A 17,987-nucleotide genomic window follows, 5' to 3' on the forward strand; every position below is an offset into this window, starting at 1 on the left:
GCTGCAGAGCCTGCCCAACGTCACCATCCTGAAAATGGCGCAGACCACCGAAGTCCAGGGAGACGGGCAGAAAGTCACCGGCCTGCTCTACAAGGACCGCGCCACGGATGAAATGCACAGCGTGGCACTGGAAGGCATCTTCGTGCAGATCGGCCTGCTGCCCAACAGCGACTGGCTCAAGGGCAGCGTGGAACTGAGCCCGTACGGCGAAATCATCGTCGACGCCAAGGGCCAGACCAGCCTCCCCGGCGTATTCGCCGCGGGCGACGTGACCACGGTGCCGTACAAGCAGATCGTCATCGCCATGGGCGAAGGAGCCAAGGCCTCGCTGAGCGCCTTCGATCACCTGATCCGGACGTCGGCGCCGGCCTGAGGCCAGCTGCTGAAGCGGCACCCCCTGGAAAGGGAGCGGATGCGAGTCCGCTCCTTTTTTTTGTGTCTGGCGCTTCGGCCGGCCTGCGGCCTGCAGTCGCCGCGAGGGCGCCCCACAGGGTTCAGTGCGCACAGGCGCTTTTGTGAGCGGCGCGCCCTCGCGGCGATGCTTTTGGGCTTTGTCGCATAGAGGCGATGACCTTCGTGACGGATCGTTGTGCCCCGTCCAGGGTCTATTTCTGAACACCGGATCCGCCAGGGCCAGCGCCCTGCCGTTCAGGTGGAAGCGAGCGCGCAGCCGTCTTCAGGCGGCTGGCGCACATGTTCGAGCAGTCCATGGAGCTGTCCACGAATGATGAATGCGGATACGTGCCCGCGTCGGGCCGTGATGACCTATGCCAATCGGGCCGATGAGCCCAGCATGAACGAATCGTCCATGTGGCGCTGGCCGAGCGCCTGGCGGCATTGTTGGGCCTGCACTATGGCGGCGAATACGATCCTGCACGTCGTTATGAGATTCATCCGTATCTCGTGCCGTCGGGTACCGTCGTGGGCGTGCGGGAAGCGCATGCGCTGGGGCTGCTGGGAGAGGGCGATCTGTTCGGCGGCGTGGTGCCGCAAGCGTTCGTCGAAACCAAGGCGATCACCCATCCGCTGGTGCGCCCGGATGCCGTGGCGCCGGTGGGCTGGTCACGTGACTTCGGCGCGCAGGTCAAGGGCAGCGTGCTGGCCGGATACAGCGCTTTCAGCCTGGAGGATGCGCGCGATGCGGGTCGGCGCCTGCTCAATGAAGGGCCGCTGCGCATCAAGCCGGTGCGCGCGACCGGCGGGCGCGGCCAGCAGCGCATCGACGATATCGACGCGCTCGACCTGGCATTGCTCGCCCTCGACGAGCAGGAGCTGGCCCAGTACGGCCTGGTCATGGAAGCACATCTGGAGCGGGTGACGACCTTCAGCGTCGGCCAGATCCGGGTCGGCGGGCGGCAGGTCAGCTATCACGGCACGCAGTGCCTGACCCGCGACAACGCCGGCAACGAGGTCTACGGCGGCTCGGACCTGGTGGTGGTCGAAGGCGATTTCGATGCGCTGTTGGCGATGGACCTGCCGGAGACCACGCGCCTGGCGGTCAGCCAGGCGCAGGTGTATGACCAGGCCGCTTCGACCTGTTATCGACAGTTCTTCGCGTCGCGCCGCAACTACGACATCGCCCAGGGCATCGACGGCCGGGGCCAGCCCCGCTCCGGCGTGCTCGAACAGTCCTGGCGCATCGGCGGTGCCAGCAGCGCCGAGATTGCCGCGCTGGAAGCCTTCGCCAAGGGCGTGCCGGGACGGGCGGTGCGCGCCTCTTCGCGAGAGCTCTATGGGCCACGGCAGGTCCCGCCCGAGGGCGCCTGCGTGCTGTACCGCGATGAAGACGCGGAGGTTGGATTCATCACCAAATACGTAATGGTGGAGGAATATGGCAACCCATAGTGAGACGGTAGACATCCTGGTCGATGATGAACACATTGCCGGCACCTTCCTCTCGCCGCCGCCGAAGATGCCAGGCGTGCTCTTCGTTCACGGCTGGGGCGGTAGCCAGCAGCGTGACCTGAGCCGCGCGCGTGGAATCGCCGGGCTCGGCTGCATCTGCCTGTCGTTCGACCTGCGCGGCCATGCGCTGACCCGTGCGCAGCAAGAGACGGTGACCCGTGAGCAGAATCTCAACGATCTGCTGGCCGCCTACGATCTGTTGGCCGAGCACCCGCACATCGATCCGGCGGCCATCGCCGTCGTTGGCACCAGCTATGGCGGCTACCTGGCGGCGATCCTGAGTTCGCTACGGCCGGTCAAGTGGCTCGGGCTAAGGGTACCGGCCCTGTATCTCGACGAGGACTGGAGCCTGCCCAAGCGCCAACTGGACCGCGAAGCGCTCAACCGGTTGCGCAGCAGCCGGGTCAGGCCGGAGGAAAATCGGGTCCTGGCCGCCTGCGCCGCGTTCCATGGCGATGTGCTGATCGTCGAGTCCGAGCACGACAGTTTCGTGCCCCATGAAACCATCATGAGCTACCGGGCCGCGTTCCAGCGCACCCATTCGCTGACCCACCGCATCATCGACGGTGCCGACCACGCCCTGAGCAGTGAGCGCTGCCAGGAGGCCTATACCTCGATCCTGGTCAATTGGGCCACCGAGATGATCATTGGCGCCCGCCTGGGCAATAAGACCGCCGCCGGTTGCGAGCCGCTCATCGGCTCGTAGATCCGACCAGCGCAATGCCAAATACCCGTGCTCACGTCGGCGGCGTCGGCGGTGGCGTAGGGCCGACGAAGCGGCTCCAGCGGCGATCGAGCACCTGCTGCTTGAGAACTTCGATGACGTCCACCAGCAGTTCCTCCAGCGCCAGGTCGGTATTCTCGTCCTGGTAGACCCAGGCCTCGAAGAATTCGTCGGCGAGGTTGCTCGCCAGCGCCTGGAACTGCGCGCCGCGCAAGCCGTCGACGGCGCCCTGCAGCAGGCGCGCGGCGATATCGCTGAGCGCCTCGTCGAGGGTCGTGGCCAGGCGGTTGCCCAGGGGCAGGCGCCGCAGGGCATGCATTTCCGGATTGTCGGCGAGCGCCTGGTGGATCAGCTGGCTGACGTAGCCTTCGAGGGCGCCGCGATTGTCGCGGTAGCCGGTTTCCAGCATGCCTTGCAGGCGGCGCGACAGATCGTTCAGCAGGCGCTGCTTGCGCGGTCGCACCACATCCTGCAGCAGGCGTCGGGAAAGGTCGTCGCTGGCGCCGATCTCCTGCTGCAGGCGGCCGAACAGGCGCACCATCACGCGGTCGGCGAGTTCCTCGATCAGCAGGTAGTAGTAGCGGCTGAACAAGCCGTAGACCGCCCAGCCGCGCATGTCGATCAGGCCCAGGCGCTGCAGGCGGACCAGCAGCGCGCCGATGCGCAAGGCCCGCAACCAGCGCAAGCCCGCCAGCGGGATGCAGCCGAGCACGTCGTACCAGTGGGCGAAGGGGTAGTAGTACCAGCGGGCGTAGCGCCGCTCGAACAGGGCGACGGTCCAGCCCAGCAGCACGTCGAGGACGAAGACCGCCACGAAGCCCAGGTCGATGTACTGGAAATGGACGTGGATGTAGCGGTCGTAGCGCTCGTGCAGGCGCGGCAGCCAGCGGAGCAGCAAGTCGTTGATGGGCTGCAGGACGAACAGGCTGTCGAACAGGATCAGCCCCAGGTTCAGGCAGACCAGCAGGACGATGAAGCCTTCCCAGGCGGCATGCACGCCATCGCGCCGGCGTGCCTGCCTGCTTTGCGGCTGTTCAGGCATCCGCATCGGCCGTGGCCGCCGGTTGCCAGAGGATTTCCGCGCAACCTTGGCGTCGCGCGACCAGCCGGGCGGCGACGAACAAGGCGTCGGACAGCCGGTTCAGGTAGGCCAGCAACACCGGGCGCACGGCCTCGCAGGCGTTCAACTGCTGGCAGCGCCGTTCGGCGGTGCGCGTCAGGCTGCGGCACAGGTGGGCGAGGGCGATCAGCCGGGAGCCGCCGGGCAGGATGAAGTCCTTCAGGGGCCCCAGCTCCTGGTTCCAGCGATCGATGGCCTGCTCCAGTCGGCTGATTTCCGCCTCGTCCAGCGCCTGGTAGGCGGGCATCGCCAACTCGCCGCCGAGATCGAACAGGCGGTGCTGGCACGGCCCGAGGACTTCGAGCAGTTCGCCCAGCCCCGGGCATTGCGCCTGTTCGGCGGCCAGTTCGGCGAGCAGCAGGCCGAGCTGGCTGTTGAGCGTATCGACCTCGCCCATGGCCTCCACGCGCGGATGGTCCTTGGCGACCCGGCGGCCGTCGGCCAGGCCGGTCTCGCCGCGATCGCCGGTGCGTGTGTAGATCTTCGACAGTCGGTTGCCCATGGGTGGTTTCCTTGTTCAGGCCTCGACCGGCTCGGCGGGCGAGTTCAGCGGCAGGCGCAGGGTGAAGGTGGAGCCGTGGCCGGGCTGGCACTGCACTTCCATCTGGCCCTGGTGATTGTTGGTGATGATGAAATACGAAACGGAAAGCCCCAGTCCGGTTCCCTGGCCGACCTCCTTGGTGGTGAAGAACGGCTCGAAAATGCGCTTGCGCACGGGCTCCGGGATGCCGCCGCCGTTGTCCTCGACCTGGATTTCCGCCCACGGCGGGTTCAGCCGGGTGCGCAGGATGATCTGGCCGGGTTCCTTGCCCTGGTTGTGGTGGATGGCCTGGGCGGCGTTCTTCAGCAGGTTGAGCAGCACCTGCTCGAGCTCGTTGCCGATGCAGGGCACCCGATCCACGCGCGGATCGAACTCGCGGACGATGTGGATGGCCCTGAAGTCGAAGCTGTCCAGCAGCGCGAAATCGTTGCCGGCGATCTCCAGCGCCTGGTCGATCAGCAGCGGCAGGTGGCAGTCGGCCAACTGGCGATTGCTCATGCGGCTGAAGCTGAGCATGTGGCTGACGATCTTCGCCGCGCGCGAGCCGGCCTGTTGGATGCCGTCGAGCAGCTGTGGCACCTCGCGCCGATGCAGGTACTGGTTGACCGCCTCCAGGCGCACCCCGGTCTCCTCGGCGGCCTCGCGGTTGCGTTCCAGTTCCGGCGACAGGCGCCGGCGAATGTTCTGCGCGTTGTGCAGGATGGCGCCGAGCGGGTTGTTGATCTCGTGGGCCATGCCGGCAGCGAGGCTGCCGACCGAGAGCATCTTTTCCGACTGCACCATTATTTCTTCCATGTTGATGCGCTGGGTGATGTCGTCGATGCGGATCACCACCCCGCGGCCGCCGGCGCCCGTCAGTGGATAGAAAGTCAGGGCGTAGTGGCGTGGCTCGTCGTGGCGGTGCCAGGTCACGCGCTCGATCTTCTCCACCTCATGGTGCTCGGAGGTGCGGCGGATCTGCGCGAGGAACGGCTTGAGCGGCTCGAAGGCGACGAAGACCGGTTGGTTCAGCGCATCGTCCAGCGGCGTACCGGAGAGGGCGGTGGCTTCCTGGTTCCACTGGGTGACGTAGAGCTGCTCGTCGAGGGCGATCAGTGCCGAGGGCATCGAGTCGATGATGTTGTTGAGGTATTTCTGAAAGCCGGTGAGCTTCTGCTCGATCTTGCTGCGTACCTGCACCTCCAGCTCCAGCTTGCGGTTGGAGTGGCGGGTTTCCTCAGCCAGCCCCTGCGCGTGATCGAAGGCCTCCTGGGCATCGTCGCGGGCGCGCTTGAGCTGCTGCTCGCGCGCCTCCATGCGCGACAGCATGGTATTGAAGGCATCGGCCAGCCGGCCGATCTCGTCCTGGTTCTTCGGTGTGGCGCGCAGCGAGTAGTTCTCCTCACGGGTCACCTGGCGCGACAGGGCTTCCAGATCGCGGATCGGGCGCGTGATCAGTTGGCGGATCTGCCGCGCCACCAGTACCCAGAGCAGCAGGCTGGCGAGCAGGATCGCCAGGCTCGCCGTCAGCGTGCCGGTGTAGAAGGCCCCGGGCAGTTCGCTGCTGGCGACCATCAGCAGGTGCCCGGAGCGGCCGTCCGGCTGGGGCAGTTCGACCAGCAGGTTGGCGCGGATTTCACCGGCGCGCCACTGCACCACCTCGCTCAGCTGGCCGGGCAGGCGTAGCCGGTCGCCCTGCTGCAACTGCGCCAGGCTGTTGCCGTCGCGGTCATAGATCACCGCCGCCCGCAGGGGCGTGTAGTTGTCCAGGCGCTCGAGCAGGGCGCTGGCCGACTCCGGCGAGGCCAGCGCCCGCGCACTGAGCTCCTCGGTGGCGAACAGTTCGCCGAGGGTGTGCATGGCCTGGGGTGCCACGCTCTGCCGGGAAATCCAGTAGGCCGCGCTGATGAACGCCAGGTTGGACACCAGCAGCACGGCGGCGAGCAGGACGAGCAGGGCGAGCAGCAGTTTGCGGCCGACCGGAAGGTTTTCGAGGCGCTGGCGCAGAGTCATGGTGGGCATGGAACGGCAGGACGATTCCTGCAGGGTAGCCGTGCCTCAGTCCTCGGGCAATCCGTGCCGGCGCAGGTGCGCGCGCAGCCGTGCATGCAGCGCGCGCAACCGCGGCAGCCGCAAGCCCAGCGCGTCGGCGGTCGCGCAGGCATGGCCGAGCAGGTAGCGGATCTCCGTGCGTCGACCGAGGCTGACGTCCTGATGCATGGAAGAATAGTTGGCGCCTGTCGCCTCGATGACGCGCCATGTCTCGCTTTCCAGCTCCTGCGCTGCCGCCGCCTGGCCGCTGGCGGCAAGCAGTTCGGCGAGCTCCGCGCAGAGTGCGGTGACCTGCGGGCGATGCTGGCGCAACTCTCCGTTGCGGCAGTCGTGCAATACGGTCAGCGGATTGATGGCGCAGTTCAGTGCCAGTTTGCGCCAGAGCCGGGCGAGGATGTCGTCGCTCCAGCTTTGCGCGATTCCCGCCTGGTCCAGCTCGGCCAGCCAGCTCGGCGGCGTCGACTCGCTCGGGTCGCCCAGCCAGTTCTGCCCGCGGCCGGCGAATACCACGCGGAAATCGTCTTCGCGATAGGCGCCCTCGGTGCTGGAGACGAAGATGCAGCGTGCCTGGGGCCAGCGGGCGGCGATGGCCTGCTGGCTGCCGAGACCGTTCTGCAGCAGGAGGATTTCGCAGCGCGGGGCGAATCGTGCCGCCACCTGGGCGATGGCGGCTTCGGCGTCGTAGGCCTTGCAGGCGACCAGCAGGCGCTGGATGGCTCCCGGTGCGTCGGGCAGTTCCGCCGGGATGGCGTAGCGGCCGAGCTGGCCGTCCTCGATCAGGCTGAGCCCGCCGGCCTTGCGGTACTGGGCCAGGCGCTGCGGGTTGCGCAGGATCAGCCGTACCGGCAGGCCGGCGCGGGCCAGGCGCGCCGCCCAGAGGCTGCCGAGACTGCCCGCGCCGAGGATGTGCCAGCTCATCGGTTCAGGCCGGCTGCTTCAGCCGTAGCGGCGCGATGCGGCCGGTGCTGTAGGCGCTGGGCAGCAGGGCCGTGGCGCGTTCGACGATCGCCTGCGGGTCGGTTGGCAGGGCGTCGGCGTCCAGGCTGACCAGGCCGATGCCCGCCTTGAGCGAGATGAACCCCTGGCTGGTCTTGAATGCCTTGAGGTTCAGGCCTTCGTGGAGGCGTTTGAAGCTGCTCGGCGAGCAGCCCTTGAGGTCGTCGACCAGCGCCAGCAGGCCGAAGTGGTTTTCATCGACCCGGCTCACCACATCCAGTGGCCGGACCAGCTGCTGCAGGCGCTTGGCGACGGCACAGAGCAGTTCGTCGTAGACGTCGTCGCCATAGCGCTCGCGCAGGGCGGGGGCTTCGGGCAGGCCGACCTGCAGGTAGCACAGTGCCGTGCCCCGGCTCTGCACCTGGCGCAGGCTGGCGCTCAGTTGCTGGCGCAGGTAGCGGATGTTGCCCAGCCCGGTGAGCGGGTCCTGCAGGCTGTTCTGTTCGAGATTGGCGACGCTGGCCGCCAGTTGGTGGTTTTCCTGCTTCAGCCGCTGCAGCGAGGCGCACAGGCGGTTGGCGGCGAGAATGCGCGGGAGCAGTTGTTCGTTCATCGCCGACTTGCTGATGAAGTCGTCGACGCCATGGTCGAACGCCTGGCCGAGGGCCGTCTCGCTGTCACGCCCGGTGAGCAGGATGATGTAGCTGTAATGGGCGCCCAGGGCATCACGGCGGCGTATCTGTTCGGTGAGTTGCAGGCCGTCCATTTCCGGCATCAGCCAGTCCGCCAGCAGTACGTGCGCGGGGCGTTGTGCGTGCTGGGCCAGGGCGTCTGCGGCGCTGCTGGCGAAGCGAATATCCTGATAGCCCGCTTTGCTCAGCGCGCGGCCGATCATGACGCTGGAAAACTTGGCGTCATCGACCACCAGGATGCTCAGGTGAGGGTTGGGCATTGGCAAGCTCAATCAATTGAAGGGTGGACGTCCTGTCACGCATTGCCGTCGGGCGGGCACTGGCACGTCGAATCGTTATAATGAACGCGCATTCTTAACCGTCAAGCCATGCGCGCTCAGCCCTTGTCGCCAGTCGCGCTTTCTTTCATATGGAGGAAACCCATGCCCTCGTTCGACGTGGTGTCCGAACTGGACAAGCACGAAGTCACTAACGCGATCGACAATGCGATCAAGGAACTCGATCGCCGTTACGACCTGCGCGGCAAAGGTAGCTTCGAGCAGAAGGATCTCACCGTGAATGTGACGGCTGAAGCCGAGTTCCAATTGGAGCAGATGCTGGAAATTCTCAAATTGAGCCTGGTCAAGCGAAAGATCGATATCCAGTGCCTGGAGATCAAGGACGCCTACGCCTCCGGCAAGACCATGAAGCAGGAAGTGGTGCTGCGCGAGGGGATCGACAAGGAGCTGGCGAAGAAGATCGTCGCCCACATCAAGGACGCCAAACTCAAGGTGCAGGCGGCCATCCAGGGCGAGCAGGTACGGGTCACCGGCAAGAAGCGTGACGACCTGCAGGAGGCCATCGCCCTGCTGCGCGGCCATGAATTCGGCATGCCCTTGCAGTTCAACAACTTCCGCGACTGATTCACTGCGCCTTAGGGCGTGCGTTTCATCCCCTCTATCGCCGGGGCTCGCACTGTGGGGCCCGGCTGTCAAAAAAAGGAGCTTCTTCTCATGGACTTCAGCACCGACTCGCTGGTCGAACTTTCCGAATCCTGGTTGCCGATCGTATTGCAGTACGGCGCGCAGGTGACTCTTGCACTGATCACCCTGCTGCTCGGCTGGTGGCTGATCAATCTGCTGACCACCAAGGTCGGCGGCCTGCTGCAGCGCCGCCAGGTCGACCCGACGCTGCACGGTTTCATCGGCAGCCTGGCCAGCATCATTCTCAAGGTGCTGCTGCTGGTCAGCGTGGCCTCGATGATCGGTGTGGAAACCACCTCGTTCATCGCCGTGATCGGTGCCGCCGGCCTGGCCATCGGCCTGGCGCTGCAGGGCAGCCTGGCGAACTTCGCCGGTGGCGTGCTGATTCTGCTGTTCCGTCCGTTCCGTATCGGCGAGTGGATCGAGGCCCAGGGCGTCAGCGGGACGGTCGCCTCGATCCAGATCTTCCACACGGTCCTCAAGACCGGCGACAACAAGACCGTGATCGTGCCCAACGGCGCGTTGTCCAACGGGCACATCACCAATTTTTCCCGCGAGCCGCGCCGCCGTGCCGACATCAATGTCGGCATCGACTACGGCAGCGACATCAAGCTGGCGCGCAAGATCCTGCTGGAGATCGCCGAAGACCCGCGCGTGCTGCGCGACCCCGAGCCGGTGGTGTTCGTCACCGGGCTGGGCGACAGTGCGGTGAACCTGTCGTTGCGCGTATGGGTGGCGACCGGGGATTTCTGGCCGGTGACCTTCAGCTTCACCGAGCAGGCCAAGGAGCGGCTGACCGCCGCGGGCGTCGGTATCCCGTTCCCGCAACGGGTGGTGCATCTGGTACAGAGCTGATCATCGTTGCGACGACAAAGCCGGCGTGTAGCCGGCTTTGTCGTTTCAGGGCCGCTCGGAGGCGACTTCGGTGCCGGGGCCATCCGATTGTCGACCGCCCTTGCGCCACTGCCAGGCGATCAGCACCAGCGTCGGCACGCCGAGCAGGGCGGTGACCAGGAAGAAATTGCTGTAGCCCAGATGCTCCACCATCACCCCGGAATAGCCGCCGAGCAGGCGCGGCAACAGCAGCATCAGCGAGCTGAGCAACGCATACTGGGTAGCCGAGAACTTCAGGTTGGTCAGGCTGGACAGGTAGGCGACGAAGGCGGTCGAGGCCAGCCCACCGCTGAAGTTGTCGCAGGAAATGGTGACGATGAGCATCTTCAGGTTCGCGCCCATTTCCACCAGCAGCATGAACATCAGGTTGGTGGCCGCCGAGGCGGCACCACCGAGGAAAAGGATCGGCAGGATGTTGAAGCGCACGATCAGCAGGCCGCCGAAGGCGGCGCCGAGCAACGTCATGATCAAGCCGAACAGCTTGCTGACGCTGGCGATCTCGTCCTTGGAAAAACCCTGGTCGATGTAGAACACGTTGGCCATCACCCCCATCACCGTGTCCGACATCCGGTAGGTGGCGATCAGCCGAGCAGCAGCAGTGCCTGCCAGCGATAGCGAACGATGAAGTCGGTGATCGGCGTCAGCACCGGGCCCATCAGGATGCGCCCCGGCGCCGACAGGCAGCCCCAGCAGATCAGCAGGTACATGGTGCCGCGCGGCCAGTAGCCGCCCCAGTAGGACTGGAACATGCCGGTGGTCGAAACCATCAGGATGATCAGCACGATCACCGACACCGCCTGGTGGGCGAAGTCGAAACGCGGCGGCCGCTGCTTCTGCCCGGCCTGGCCGAGGATATGGCGCACCGGCACCAGCAGCGCACGGCCCACCGGCGAAACGCTGCCGAGAATGAACAGCGCATACAGCGTCGCGCGCGGCCAGGCCTGAGCGATCAGCGCGTTGATCATCGCCGGTACCGAGACGAGCAGCACCAGCAGCAGGCCGACGGCGGCGAGCTGGTGGTTGAAGCTGTAGCACGAGGGTTCGTTGGGCAGCGGCGCGGCGGCATCCGGTTCGCGGATCGCCAGGCTGGTGACCAGGCCGGGCAGGATCAGCAGGGCGAATGCCAGGTAGGTGACGCTCCAGGCGGCCTGGTTGTAGTCGAGGTTGCTCGAACCCAGCCACTCGGCGAGAAACAGGCGCCGGCGCTGGCCAGCAGCATGGCGATGCGATAGCCGGTCATGTAGCTCGCCGCCAGGGTCGCCTGCAGTTTGTCTTCGGCGATCTCCAGGCGATAGGCGTCGATGGCGATGTCCTGGGTGGCGGAGGAAAACGCCACCATCACCGCCAGCGCGATGAGCATGGTCAGGTTGTGCTGTGGATTGCACAGGGCCATGCCGATCAGGCCCAGGGCGATCAGCGCCTGCGACAGCACCAGCCAGGAACGTCGGCGTCCGAGCGCGCCGATCCAGGGCAGGCGCCACTGGTCGAGCATCGGCGACCAGACCCACTTGAAGGCATAGGCCAGGCTGATCCAGCTGGCGAAGCCAATGGTTTCCCGCGAGACGCCGGCCTCGCGCAACCACACCGAGAGCGTGGAGAACACCAGAACAGCGGGGAGACCGGCGGCGAAGCCCAGCAACAGCAGGGCCAGTGTGGCGGGGCTGGCGTAGGCGGCTAGCGCATCGCGCCAGGTTTCACGGGTCATACATCGAGGTTCTGCACAGAGGGGTACGAAAGGCGCACTCTAACCGCTGTGCTCCGTCGAATGCCAGCCGTGCCGACGCATGTCCACCCGGTCGTTGGCGATGGTCAGGCCTTCGGCGCGCAGGCGCATGCGCTGCTCGTGCCCGGCGGGGCTGCCGGCCGGCAGGCTCAGGCGTCCGCCGGCGGCGATCACCCGGTGCAGGGCAGGCTGGTGTCGTCCGGAAGCTGCGACATCAGCCGGCCAACCCAGCGCGCGGCCCGCCCGAGCCCGGCCATGGCGGCCAGTTCGCCATAGCTCACCACCTTGCCTGGCGGGATCTGCGCCATCACCAGGTAGACGGCCGCGCGACGCGCTTCGGCATCGGCGCCGGGGGGCAGCAGAGGGGCTTGTTCGATCATGCGCGAGGCTTCCTGTGCGGGGCGAACGGAGTGGTTGATGAACTCGCTTCCCATTCAGCGGTCAGTGCTTGCTGTGACTACAAGCATAGGGATAATGCCAGCCTTTCAACCGCTCTCGATCAGTTTTTCGGCTCATTTATGTTTTCCAGAACCCTGCTTTGCGTGGCGCTTTCCGCATTCTCCCTGCCGTTGCTCGCCGATACCGTCTGGCTAAAGAACGGCGATCGCCTGACCGGCAAGATCAGCGTGCTCGATGGTGGCAAGCTGCTCATCGAAACCGACTACGGCGGTTCGATTCCGCTGAAATGGGACAAGATCGCGACCTTGGAAAGCGACCAGAAACTGCTGATCAAGCAGGACGATGTCACCGGCGAGCTGGCCCAGTCGCTGCACCCCGCCGAGGAGGGCAAGGTCGTCCTCGCCAATGGTGCCGAACCGCGCACCGTGGAGCTGGCGAGCATTTCGCAGATCATCCATCCCAAGCCGCTGATCCAGGACTTCACCTGGAAAGGCAACATCGATGTGGCGATGGATTACAAGCGCGCCGAGACCGATACCGACGACTACGACATTTCCTTCGACACCAAGGCCCGCCACGGGCGCTGGCGGCACAACGGCAGCGGCAACTACAACCGCGAATACCGCGATGGCGTGACGGTCACCGACAACTGGGACGTGGAGTATGCGCTCGACCGCTTTCTCGACGAGCACTGGTTCTGGCAGGGGCGTCTGAACTACAAGCGCGACCAGATCGAGGACGTGCGCCGGCAGCGGACCATCGGTACCGGTCCGGGTTACCAGTTCTGGGACAACGATCTGGGTGCGTTCTCGCTGGCCTCGCTGATCAACCGCAGCGACTACGAGTTCGCCGATGGTGACAAGGAAGATTTCTATCTGGCCGCGCTGAAGTGGGACTACAACCGCTATCTGGTGGGCAAGACGTTCGAACTGTTCAGCACCGGCGAACTCGGCAAGCCGCTGGAGAACGTGGCGGACTATGCACTGGATGCCGAAGTCGGGCTGCGCTACAAGGTGACCGACTGGGCCTCGCTGAACATGAAGGCCGAAAAGGACATCATCAGTGGCGCCGAAAGCGACCTCGACGAAACCCGCTACAGCATCGGCTTCGGGGTGGGCTGGTAAAAAAAGCAGCTGCAAGCCGCAAGCTTCAAGCTGCAAGAGGAGGCGGATCGGGCTCCTCTTATGGCTTGGAGCTTGTCGCCGCAGTGCCGTAGGTTGGTTGAGGAGCGAAGCGATGAAGCCCAACACGTTCCTGCCGATCCCCGTTGGGCTTCGCTGGCTCAACCCAACCTACCTCATATCGAGCTTTACAGCCGCAGGCCGCCGTCCAGCTCCAGGATGCGCCCGGTGTAGTAGTCGTTCTCGAAGATATAGGCCACCGAGTGAGCGATCTCGGCCGGCTTGCCCATGCGCCTGAGCGGAATGCCGGCGGTCATCTTCTCCAGCGCTTCGGGCTTCATGCTGGCGACCATTTCGGTCTCGATGAAGCCGGGTGCGATTCCCGCCACGCGGATGCCGTAGCGCGCCAGTTCCTTGGCCCAGACCACCGTGGCCGAGGCCACTCCGGCCTTGGCGGCGGAGTAGTTGGTCTGGCCCATGTTGCCGGCACGCGAGATCGAAGAAATGTTGACGATCACCCCCTGGCTCTGCAGCTCGACCATCTTCGCTGCGACTTCACGGGTACAGAGGAACACGCCGGTGAGGTTGACGTCGATCACCGCCTGCCACTGGGCCAGGCTCATCTTGCTGATCTCGCCGTCCTTGACCTTCAGCAGCAGGCCGTCGCGCAGGATGCCGGCATTGTTCACCAGCCCGTGCAGGCCGCCGAAATCCTCGACTACGCGTGTGACCATGTCGATCACCTGCGCCTCGTCGGCGACGTTGCACAGGTAGGCGCGGGCGTCGCCACCGGCCGCCTTGCAGGCCGCCACGGCTTCGTCCAGGCGCTCCTGGTTCAGGTCCACCAGCGCCAGGCGTGCGCCCTTGCCGGCGAGGTACTCGCCCATGGCGCGGCCGAGCCCCTGGCCGCCGCCGGTGACGATGATGACCTTGTCTTGGATCTGCATGCCCATCTCCTTCTTATCGTTCTATTGCGGTAAACGACGCCCGCGGGGGAAACCGTTATGCTGGGCGCTCCGTCGAATCGAAGAAGCCTCTCGAGGAGCCCCAGGTGAGCGCTGAAGCCGTCAAGCATGCCCGACAACTCCTGCTCAAGGAATACCGTGGCGTGCTCTGCACCCATTCCCAGGCCATGCCCGGCTTTCCGTTCGGTTCGGTGGCCCCCTATTGCCTGGATGCCCGCGGATGGCCGTTGATCCTGATCAGCCGCATCGCCCAGCACACCCGCAACCTCAAGGCCGACGGCCGTTGCTCGCTGCTGGTCGGCGAGCGCGGTGCCGACGATATCCAGGCCGCCGGCCGGCTCACCCTGCTGGCCGAGGCGCGCCAGTTGAGCGAGCCGGCCGAGATCGAGGCGGCCGCTCGGCGCTACTACCGTTATTTTCCCGAATCACGGGACTATCATCGGGTGCACGACTTCGATTTCTGGACCCTGGAGCCGGTGCGCTGGCGCTATATCGGCGGCTTCGGTGCGATTCACTGGCTGGACCGGGTGGCGCTGGCCAACCCCTTCGCTGCCGATGGTGGCGAGGTGGAGCGGGACATGGTCGAGCACATGAACAACGACCATGCCGCGGCGATCGCCCACTACGTCGAACAGGCCGGGTTGCCGGCCGATCCGCCGGCGCAGCTGGCCGGCATCGACAGCGAGGGCTTCCATCTGCGCATCGGCCAGGCGCTGCACTGGCTGCCGTTCGCCGACACCTGCCAGACGCCACTGGCGGTGCGCCAGGCGTTGGTGGCGATGGCGCGTCGCTGAGCCGGGCGCATTCAGCCTGGCGTCAGCCGCGCCCTGCATAATCCGCTTACAGACTCCGGTTCGTACGGGTTGAATTCGACTCGCACCGCCGTCATCTACAGGTGACTGGAAGCCAATCTTCCGTCAAGGATCATCGATGCGAATCTTCTTTGTGCTGTTTCTGTTGTTTCCGCTGGCCGAGCTGTACGTGCTGATCAAGGTCGGCGGCTCGATCGGCGCGCTGGCGACCATCCTGCTGCTGGTGCTCGGCGGCATCGCCGGCATCCTCCTGCTGCGCCTGGCCGGCTTCGCCACCGCCTGGCGCGCCCGCGAGCGCCTGGCCCGTGGCGAGCTGCCGGAGCGCGAGATGCTGCAGGGCCTGATGATGGCCATCGGCGGGCGGGCTGCTGTTCCTGCCGGGCTTCATCAGCGACGGGCTGGCGCTGCTCGTGCTCTTCCCGCCGACCCGCAACCTGCTGCTGCGTGCGCTCAATCGGCGGATCGAGGCGCAGGTGCGCCGTCAGCGCGCCTTCGCCGACGACCTGCAGGCGCGTTCCGGCCCGCAGCGACCGAACGTGATCGAAGGCGAATGGGAGCGGCGCGACCGTGATCGGTAACGTCACCGCACGACCGACCGGCATGCCAGCAGGCATGCCGGTTTCGTTTCCAGCCATGAAAATTTCATCGGCGCCCCTTGAAATGCTCTTGAACGCCCGCATGTAGCGGACACCGCAAGGTCGCTGTCGTTGTTCGACAGTCCGTCTTCTGCGGCTCGCGTAGCGGGCCGCAACCGGCACCGCCGGATTTGCTAACCCGCCGATCACGTGGATCGGCATGGAACCACTCTAGTAGGAGAGATCGACAATGAAGCTTCGTCCTCTGCATGACCGCGTCGTGATTCGTCGCAGCGAAGAAGAAACCAAGACCGCCGGCGGCATCGTCCTGCCGGGCTCCGCTGCCGAGAAGCCGAACCGTGGCGAAGTCGTTGCCGTCGGCGCTGGCCGCGTCCTGGACAGCGGCGAAGTGCGCGCGCTGGCCGTCAAGGTCGGCGACAAGGTGGTGTTCGGCCCGTACTCGGGCAGCAACACCGTCAAGGTCGATGGCGAAGACCTGCTGGTGATGAGCGAGAACGAAATCCTCGCCGTCATCGAAGCCTGATTACCGCGAATCTCCGTACATAATTCACGAATTGAGGATCAATCAACATGGCTGCTAAAGAAGTCAAATTCGGCGACTCCGCACGCAAGAAGATGCTGGTGGGCGTGAACGTCCTGGCCGACGCGGTGAAAGCGACCCTCGGCCCGAAAGGCCGCAACGTGGTGCTGGAAAAGAGCTTCGGCGCTCCGACCATCACCAAGGACGGCGTTTCCGTCGCCAAGGAAATCGAGCTGAAGGATCGCTTCGAGAACATGGGCGCGCAGCTGGTCAAGGATGTCGCGTCCAAGGCCAACGACGAGGCTGGTGACGGCACCACCACCGCCACCGTACTGGCCCAGGCCATCGTCAACGAAGGCCTGAAGGCCGTTGCCGCTGGCATGAACCCGATGGACCTCAAGCGTGGCATCGACAAGGCCACCATCGCCATCGTCGCCGAGCTGAAGAACCTGGCCAAGCCGTGCACCGACTCCAAGGCCATCGCCCAGGTCGGCACCATCTCCGCCAACTCCGACGCCTCCATCGGTGACATCATCGCCGAAGCCATGGAGCGCGTGGGCAAGGAAGGCGTGATCACCGTCGAGGAAGGCTCGGGCCTGGAAAACGAACTGTCCGTCGTCGAAGGCATGCAGTTCGACCGTGGCTACCTGTCGCCGTACTTCATCAACAAGCCGGACACCATGGTCGCCGAGCTGGACAGCCCGCTGCTGCTGCTGGTCGACAAGAAGATCAGCAACATTCGCGAACTGCTGCCGGTGCTCGAAGCCGTCGCCAAGGCCGGCCGTCCGCTGCTGATCGTGGCCGAGGACGTCGAAGGCGAAGCCCTGGCTACCCTGGTGGTCAACAACATGCGCGGCATCGTCAAGGTCGCCGCGGTCAAGGCGCCGGGCTTCGGCGACCGCCGCAAGGCCATGCTGCAGGACATCGCCATCCTCACCGGCGGTACCGTGATTTCCGAAGAGGTCGGCCTGAGCCTGGAAACCGCTACCCTGGAGCACCTGGGTAACGCCAAGCGCGTCGTGCTGAACAAGGAAAACACCACCATCATCGACGGCGCCGGCGCCCAGGCCGACATCGAAGCCCGCGTCGCGCAGATCCGCAAGCAGGTCGAGGACACCACCTCCGACTACGACAAGGAGAAGCTGCAAGAGCGCCTGGCCAAGCTGGCCGGCGGTGTGGCCGTGATCAAGGTCGGTGCCGGCACCGAAGTCGAGATGAAAGAGAAGAAGGCCCGCGTCGAAGACGCCCTGCACGCCACCCGTGCAGCCGTCGAAGAAGGCGTGGTACCTGGCGGCGGTGTCGCCCTGGTGCGCGCGCTGCAGGCCATCTCCGAGCTCAAGGGCGAGAACGAAGACCAGAACGTCGGTATCGCGCTGCTGCGTCGCGCCGTCGAGGCTCCGCTGCGCCAGATCGTCGCCAACGCCGGCGGCGAGCCGAGCGTGGTGGTCGACAAGGTCAAGCAGGGCGAAGGCAACTACGGCTTCAACGCCGCTTCCGACGTCTACGGCGACATGATCGAGATGGGTATCCTCGATCCGGCCAAGGTCACCCGTTCCGCGCTGCAGGCTGCAGCCTCCATCGGCGGCCTGATGGTCACCACCGAAGCCATGGTTGCCGAAGTGGTGGAAGACAAGCCGGCCCCGGCCATGCCGGACATGGGCGGCATGGGTGGCATGGGTGGCATGATGTAAGCCGACCGGCCTCCCAGCCTCGAAAAAGAACCCCGCCTCGTGCGGGGTTTTTTTTAGGTTCATCGCGCTTTCTTGGAGAAGCAAGGATTGACACCGGACTGGCAAGATTGGGTGTTGCCACCATTTGGTTTGGGCTTGCGCCTCGGTGATCAGGGCGCTTACCGAGTGTGCTGACACTTCTGGTTTCGGCCCCCCGGCCGAGTCACTTGACTCGCTTCGCTCGCCCTTCGGGCCAGCCTGCGGCTGTTACTCCGCTATGCTCCGTATCTTGTTGCTCGCCGAGAAAGTAACCAAAGAAGAAGGGCACCCGACATCCGGGTCTGTCCGCTACGCGGCCAGACTTCCCTCGTTCCGA

Annotated in this window: 14 protein-coding genes and 4 pseudogenes; 10 read left to right on the forward strand and 8 right to left on the reverse strand. The window is 65.4% G+C overall.

What is annotated here, in order from left to right; translation table 11 throughout:
* From BAY1663_RS18600 to BAY1663_RS18610, 3 genes and pseudogenes are all read left to right on the forward strand, one after another.
* The coding region (locus BAY1663_RS18600) for an FAD-dependent oxidoreductase (RefSeq protein ID WP_037040830.1) at positions 1 to 373 on the forward strand (373 nt) is incomplete at its 5' end.
* Between the two features lie 351 nt (positions 374 to 724).
* Positions 725 to 1,845, forward strand: a pseudogene (locus tag BAY1663_RS18605) (DUF3182 family protein).
* Positions 1,832 to 2,611: a S9 family peptidase gene (locus BAY1663_RS18610; protein ID WP_037043602.1), complete on the forward strand. Its 780-nt coding sequence runs from the start codon at positions 1,832 to 1,834 to the stop codon at positions 2,609 to 2,611. Before BAY1663_RS18605 ends, BAY1663_RS18610 begins: the two are co-directional and overlap by 14 nt.
* Positions 2,612 to 2,642: 31 nt before the next feature.
* Here BAY1663_RS18610 and BAY1663_RS18615 read toward each other — a convergent pair whose 3' ends face one another.
* Genes BAY1663_RS18615 through BAY1663_RS18635 form a run of 5 tightly spaced genes read right to left on the reverse strand, consistent with a single transcriptional unit; the run spans position 2,643 to position 8,209 of the window.
* Positions 2,643 to 3,671, reverse strand: coding sequence for a hypothetical protein (locus tag BAY1663_RS18615; protein WP_037043605.1), 1,029 nt, complete (start codon positions 3,669 to 3,671; stop codon positions 2,643 to 2,645).
* On the reverse strand, positions 3,664 to 4,251 hold the full coding sequence (locus BAY1663_RS18620; RefSeq protein ID WP_037043607.1) for a cob(I)yrinic acid a,c-diamide adenosyltransferase: 588 nt from the start codon (positions 4,249 to 4,251) through the stop codon (positions 3,664 to 3,666). The genes BAY1663_RS18615 and BAY1663_RS18620 overlap by 8 nt, the downstream gene beginning before the upstream one ends.
* Before the next feature lie 15 nt (positions 4,252 to 4,266).
* Entirely contained in the window at positions 4,267 to 6,282 is a 2,016-nt protein-coding gene (locus BAY1663_RS18625) for a HAMP domain-containing sensor histidine kinase (protein WP_037043630.1), read from the reverse strand.
* Positions 6,283 to 6,327: 45 nt separating this feature from the next.
* On the reverse strand, positions 6,328 to 7,239 hold the full coding sequence (locus tag BAY1663_RS18630; protein ID WP_037043610.1) for a putative 2-dehydropantoate 2-reductase: 912 nt from the start codon (positions 7,237 to 7,239) through the stop codon (positions 6,328 to 6,330).
* A 4-nt stretch (positions 7,240 to 7,243) separates the two neighbouring features.
* Complete coding sequence (locus BAY1663_RS18635; protein ID WP_037043613.1) at positions 7,244 to 8,209, reverse strand: response regulator; 966 nt, start codon at positions 8,207 to 8,209, stop codon at positions 7,244 to 7,246.
* A gap of 162 nt (positions 8,210 to 8,371) precedes the next feature.
* Here BAY1663_RS18635 and BAY1663_RS18640 point away from each other — a divergent pair, with 162 nt between their 5' ends.
* Both BAY1663_RS18640 and BAY1663_RS18645 read left to right on the forward strand, forming a co-directional pair.
* A complete protein-coding gene (locus BAY1663_RS18640) occupies positions 8,372 to 8,851 on the forward strand; it encodes a YajQ family cyclic di-GMP-binding protein (RefSeq protein ID WP_037043615.1) in 480 nt (159 codons plus the stop codon).
* 90 nt (positions 8,852 to 8,941) lie between these two features.
* A complete protein-coding gene (locus BAY1663_RS18645) occupies positions 8,942 to 9,766 on the forward strand; it encodes a mechanosensitive ion channel family protein (RefSeq protein ID WP_037043617.1) in 825 nt (274 codons plus the stop codon).
* 45 nt (positions 9,767 to 9,811) lie between these two features.
* Here the strand turns inward: BAY1663_RS18645 and BAY1663_RS18650 are convergent.
* Positions 9,812 to 11,510: pseudogene (locus BAY1663_RS18650) on the reverse strand (AmpG family muropeptide MFS transporter).
* 39 nt (positions 11,511 to 11,549) lie between these two features.
* Positions 11,550 to 11,908, reverse strand: a pseudogene (locus BAY1663_RS18655) (MGMT family protein).
* Between the two features lie 138 nt (positions 11,909 to 12,046).
* On the opposite strand from BAY1663_RS18655, the gene BAY1663_RS18660 reads away from it, so the two are divergent.
* Entirely contained in the window at positions 12,047 to 13,051 is a 1,005-nt protein-coding gene (locus BAY1663_RS18660; protein ID WP_037043618.1) for a DUF481 domain-containing protein, read from the forward strand.
* Between the two features lie 185 nt (positions 13,052 to 13,236).
* Here BAY1663_RS18660 and BAY1663_RS18665 read toward each other — a convergent pair whose 3' ends face one another.
* Positions 13,237 to 13,995 (reverse strand): SDR family oxidoreductase, encoded by a 759-nt coding sequence (locus BAY1663_RS18665; RefSeq protein WP_037043621.1) that lies wholly within the window; start codon positions 13,993 to 13,995, stop codon positions 13,237 to 13,239.
* Between the two features lie 104 nt (positions 13,996 to 14,099).
* Between BAY1663_RS18665 and BAY1663_RS18670 the strand changes: the two genes are divergently transcribed.
* From BAY1663_RS18670 to groL, 4 genes and pseudogenes are all read left to right on the forward strand, one after another.
* On the forward strand, positions 14,100 to 14,807 hold the full coding sequence (locus BAY1663_RS18670) for a HugZ family protein (protein ID WP_037043623.1): 708 nt from the start codon (positions 14,100 to 14,102) through the stop codon (positions 14,805 to 14,807).
* 136 nt (positions 14,808 to 14,943) lie between these two features.
* Positions 14,944 to 15,403: pseudogene (locus BAY1663_RS18675) on the forward strand (FxsA family protein).
* Positions 15,404 to 15,650: 247 nt separating this feature from the next.
* Positions 15,651 to 15,944 carry a co-chaperone GroES gene (locus BAY1663_RS18680; RefSeq protein ID WP_037043626.1) on the forward strand — a complete coding sequence of 98 codons (294 nt, stop codon included), beginning with the start codon at positions 15,651 to 15,653 and terminating at the stop codon, positions 15,942 to 15,944.
* 47 nt (positions 15,945 to 15,991) lie between these two features.
* The gene (gene groL, locus BAY1663_RS18685) at positions 15,992 to 17,632 is read left to right on the forward strand and encodes a chaperonin GroEL (RefSeq protein ID WP_037043628.1); all 1,641 of its coding nucleotides are present in this window, start codon (positions 15,992 to 15,994) and stop codon (positions 17,630 to 17,632) included.
* The last annotated feature ends 355 nt before the right edge of the window (positions 17,633 to 17,987 follow it).

Origin of the sequence: Pseudomonas sp. BAY1663 (genome assembly GCF_000582595.1) — a bacterium.
In the GTDB taxonomy this organism is placed as follows: Bacteria; Pseudomonadota; Gammaproteobacteria; order Pseudomonadales; family Pseudomonadaceae; genus Stutzerimonas; species Stutzerimonas stutzeri_AF.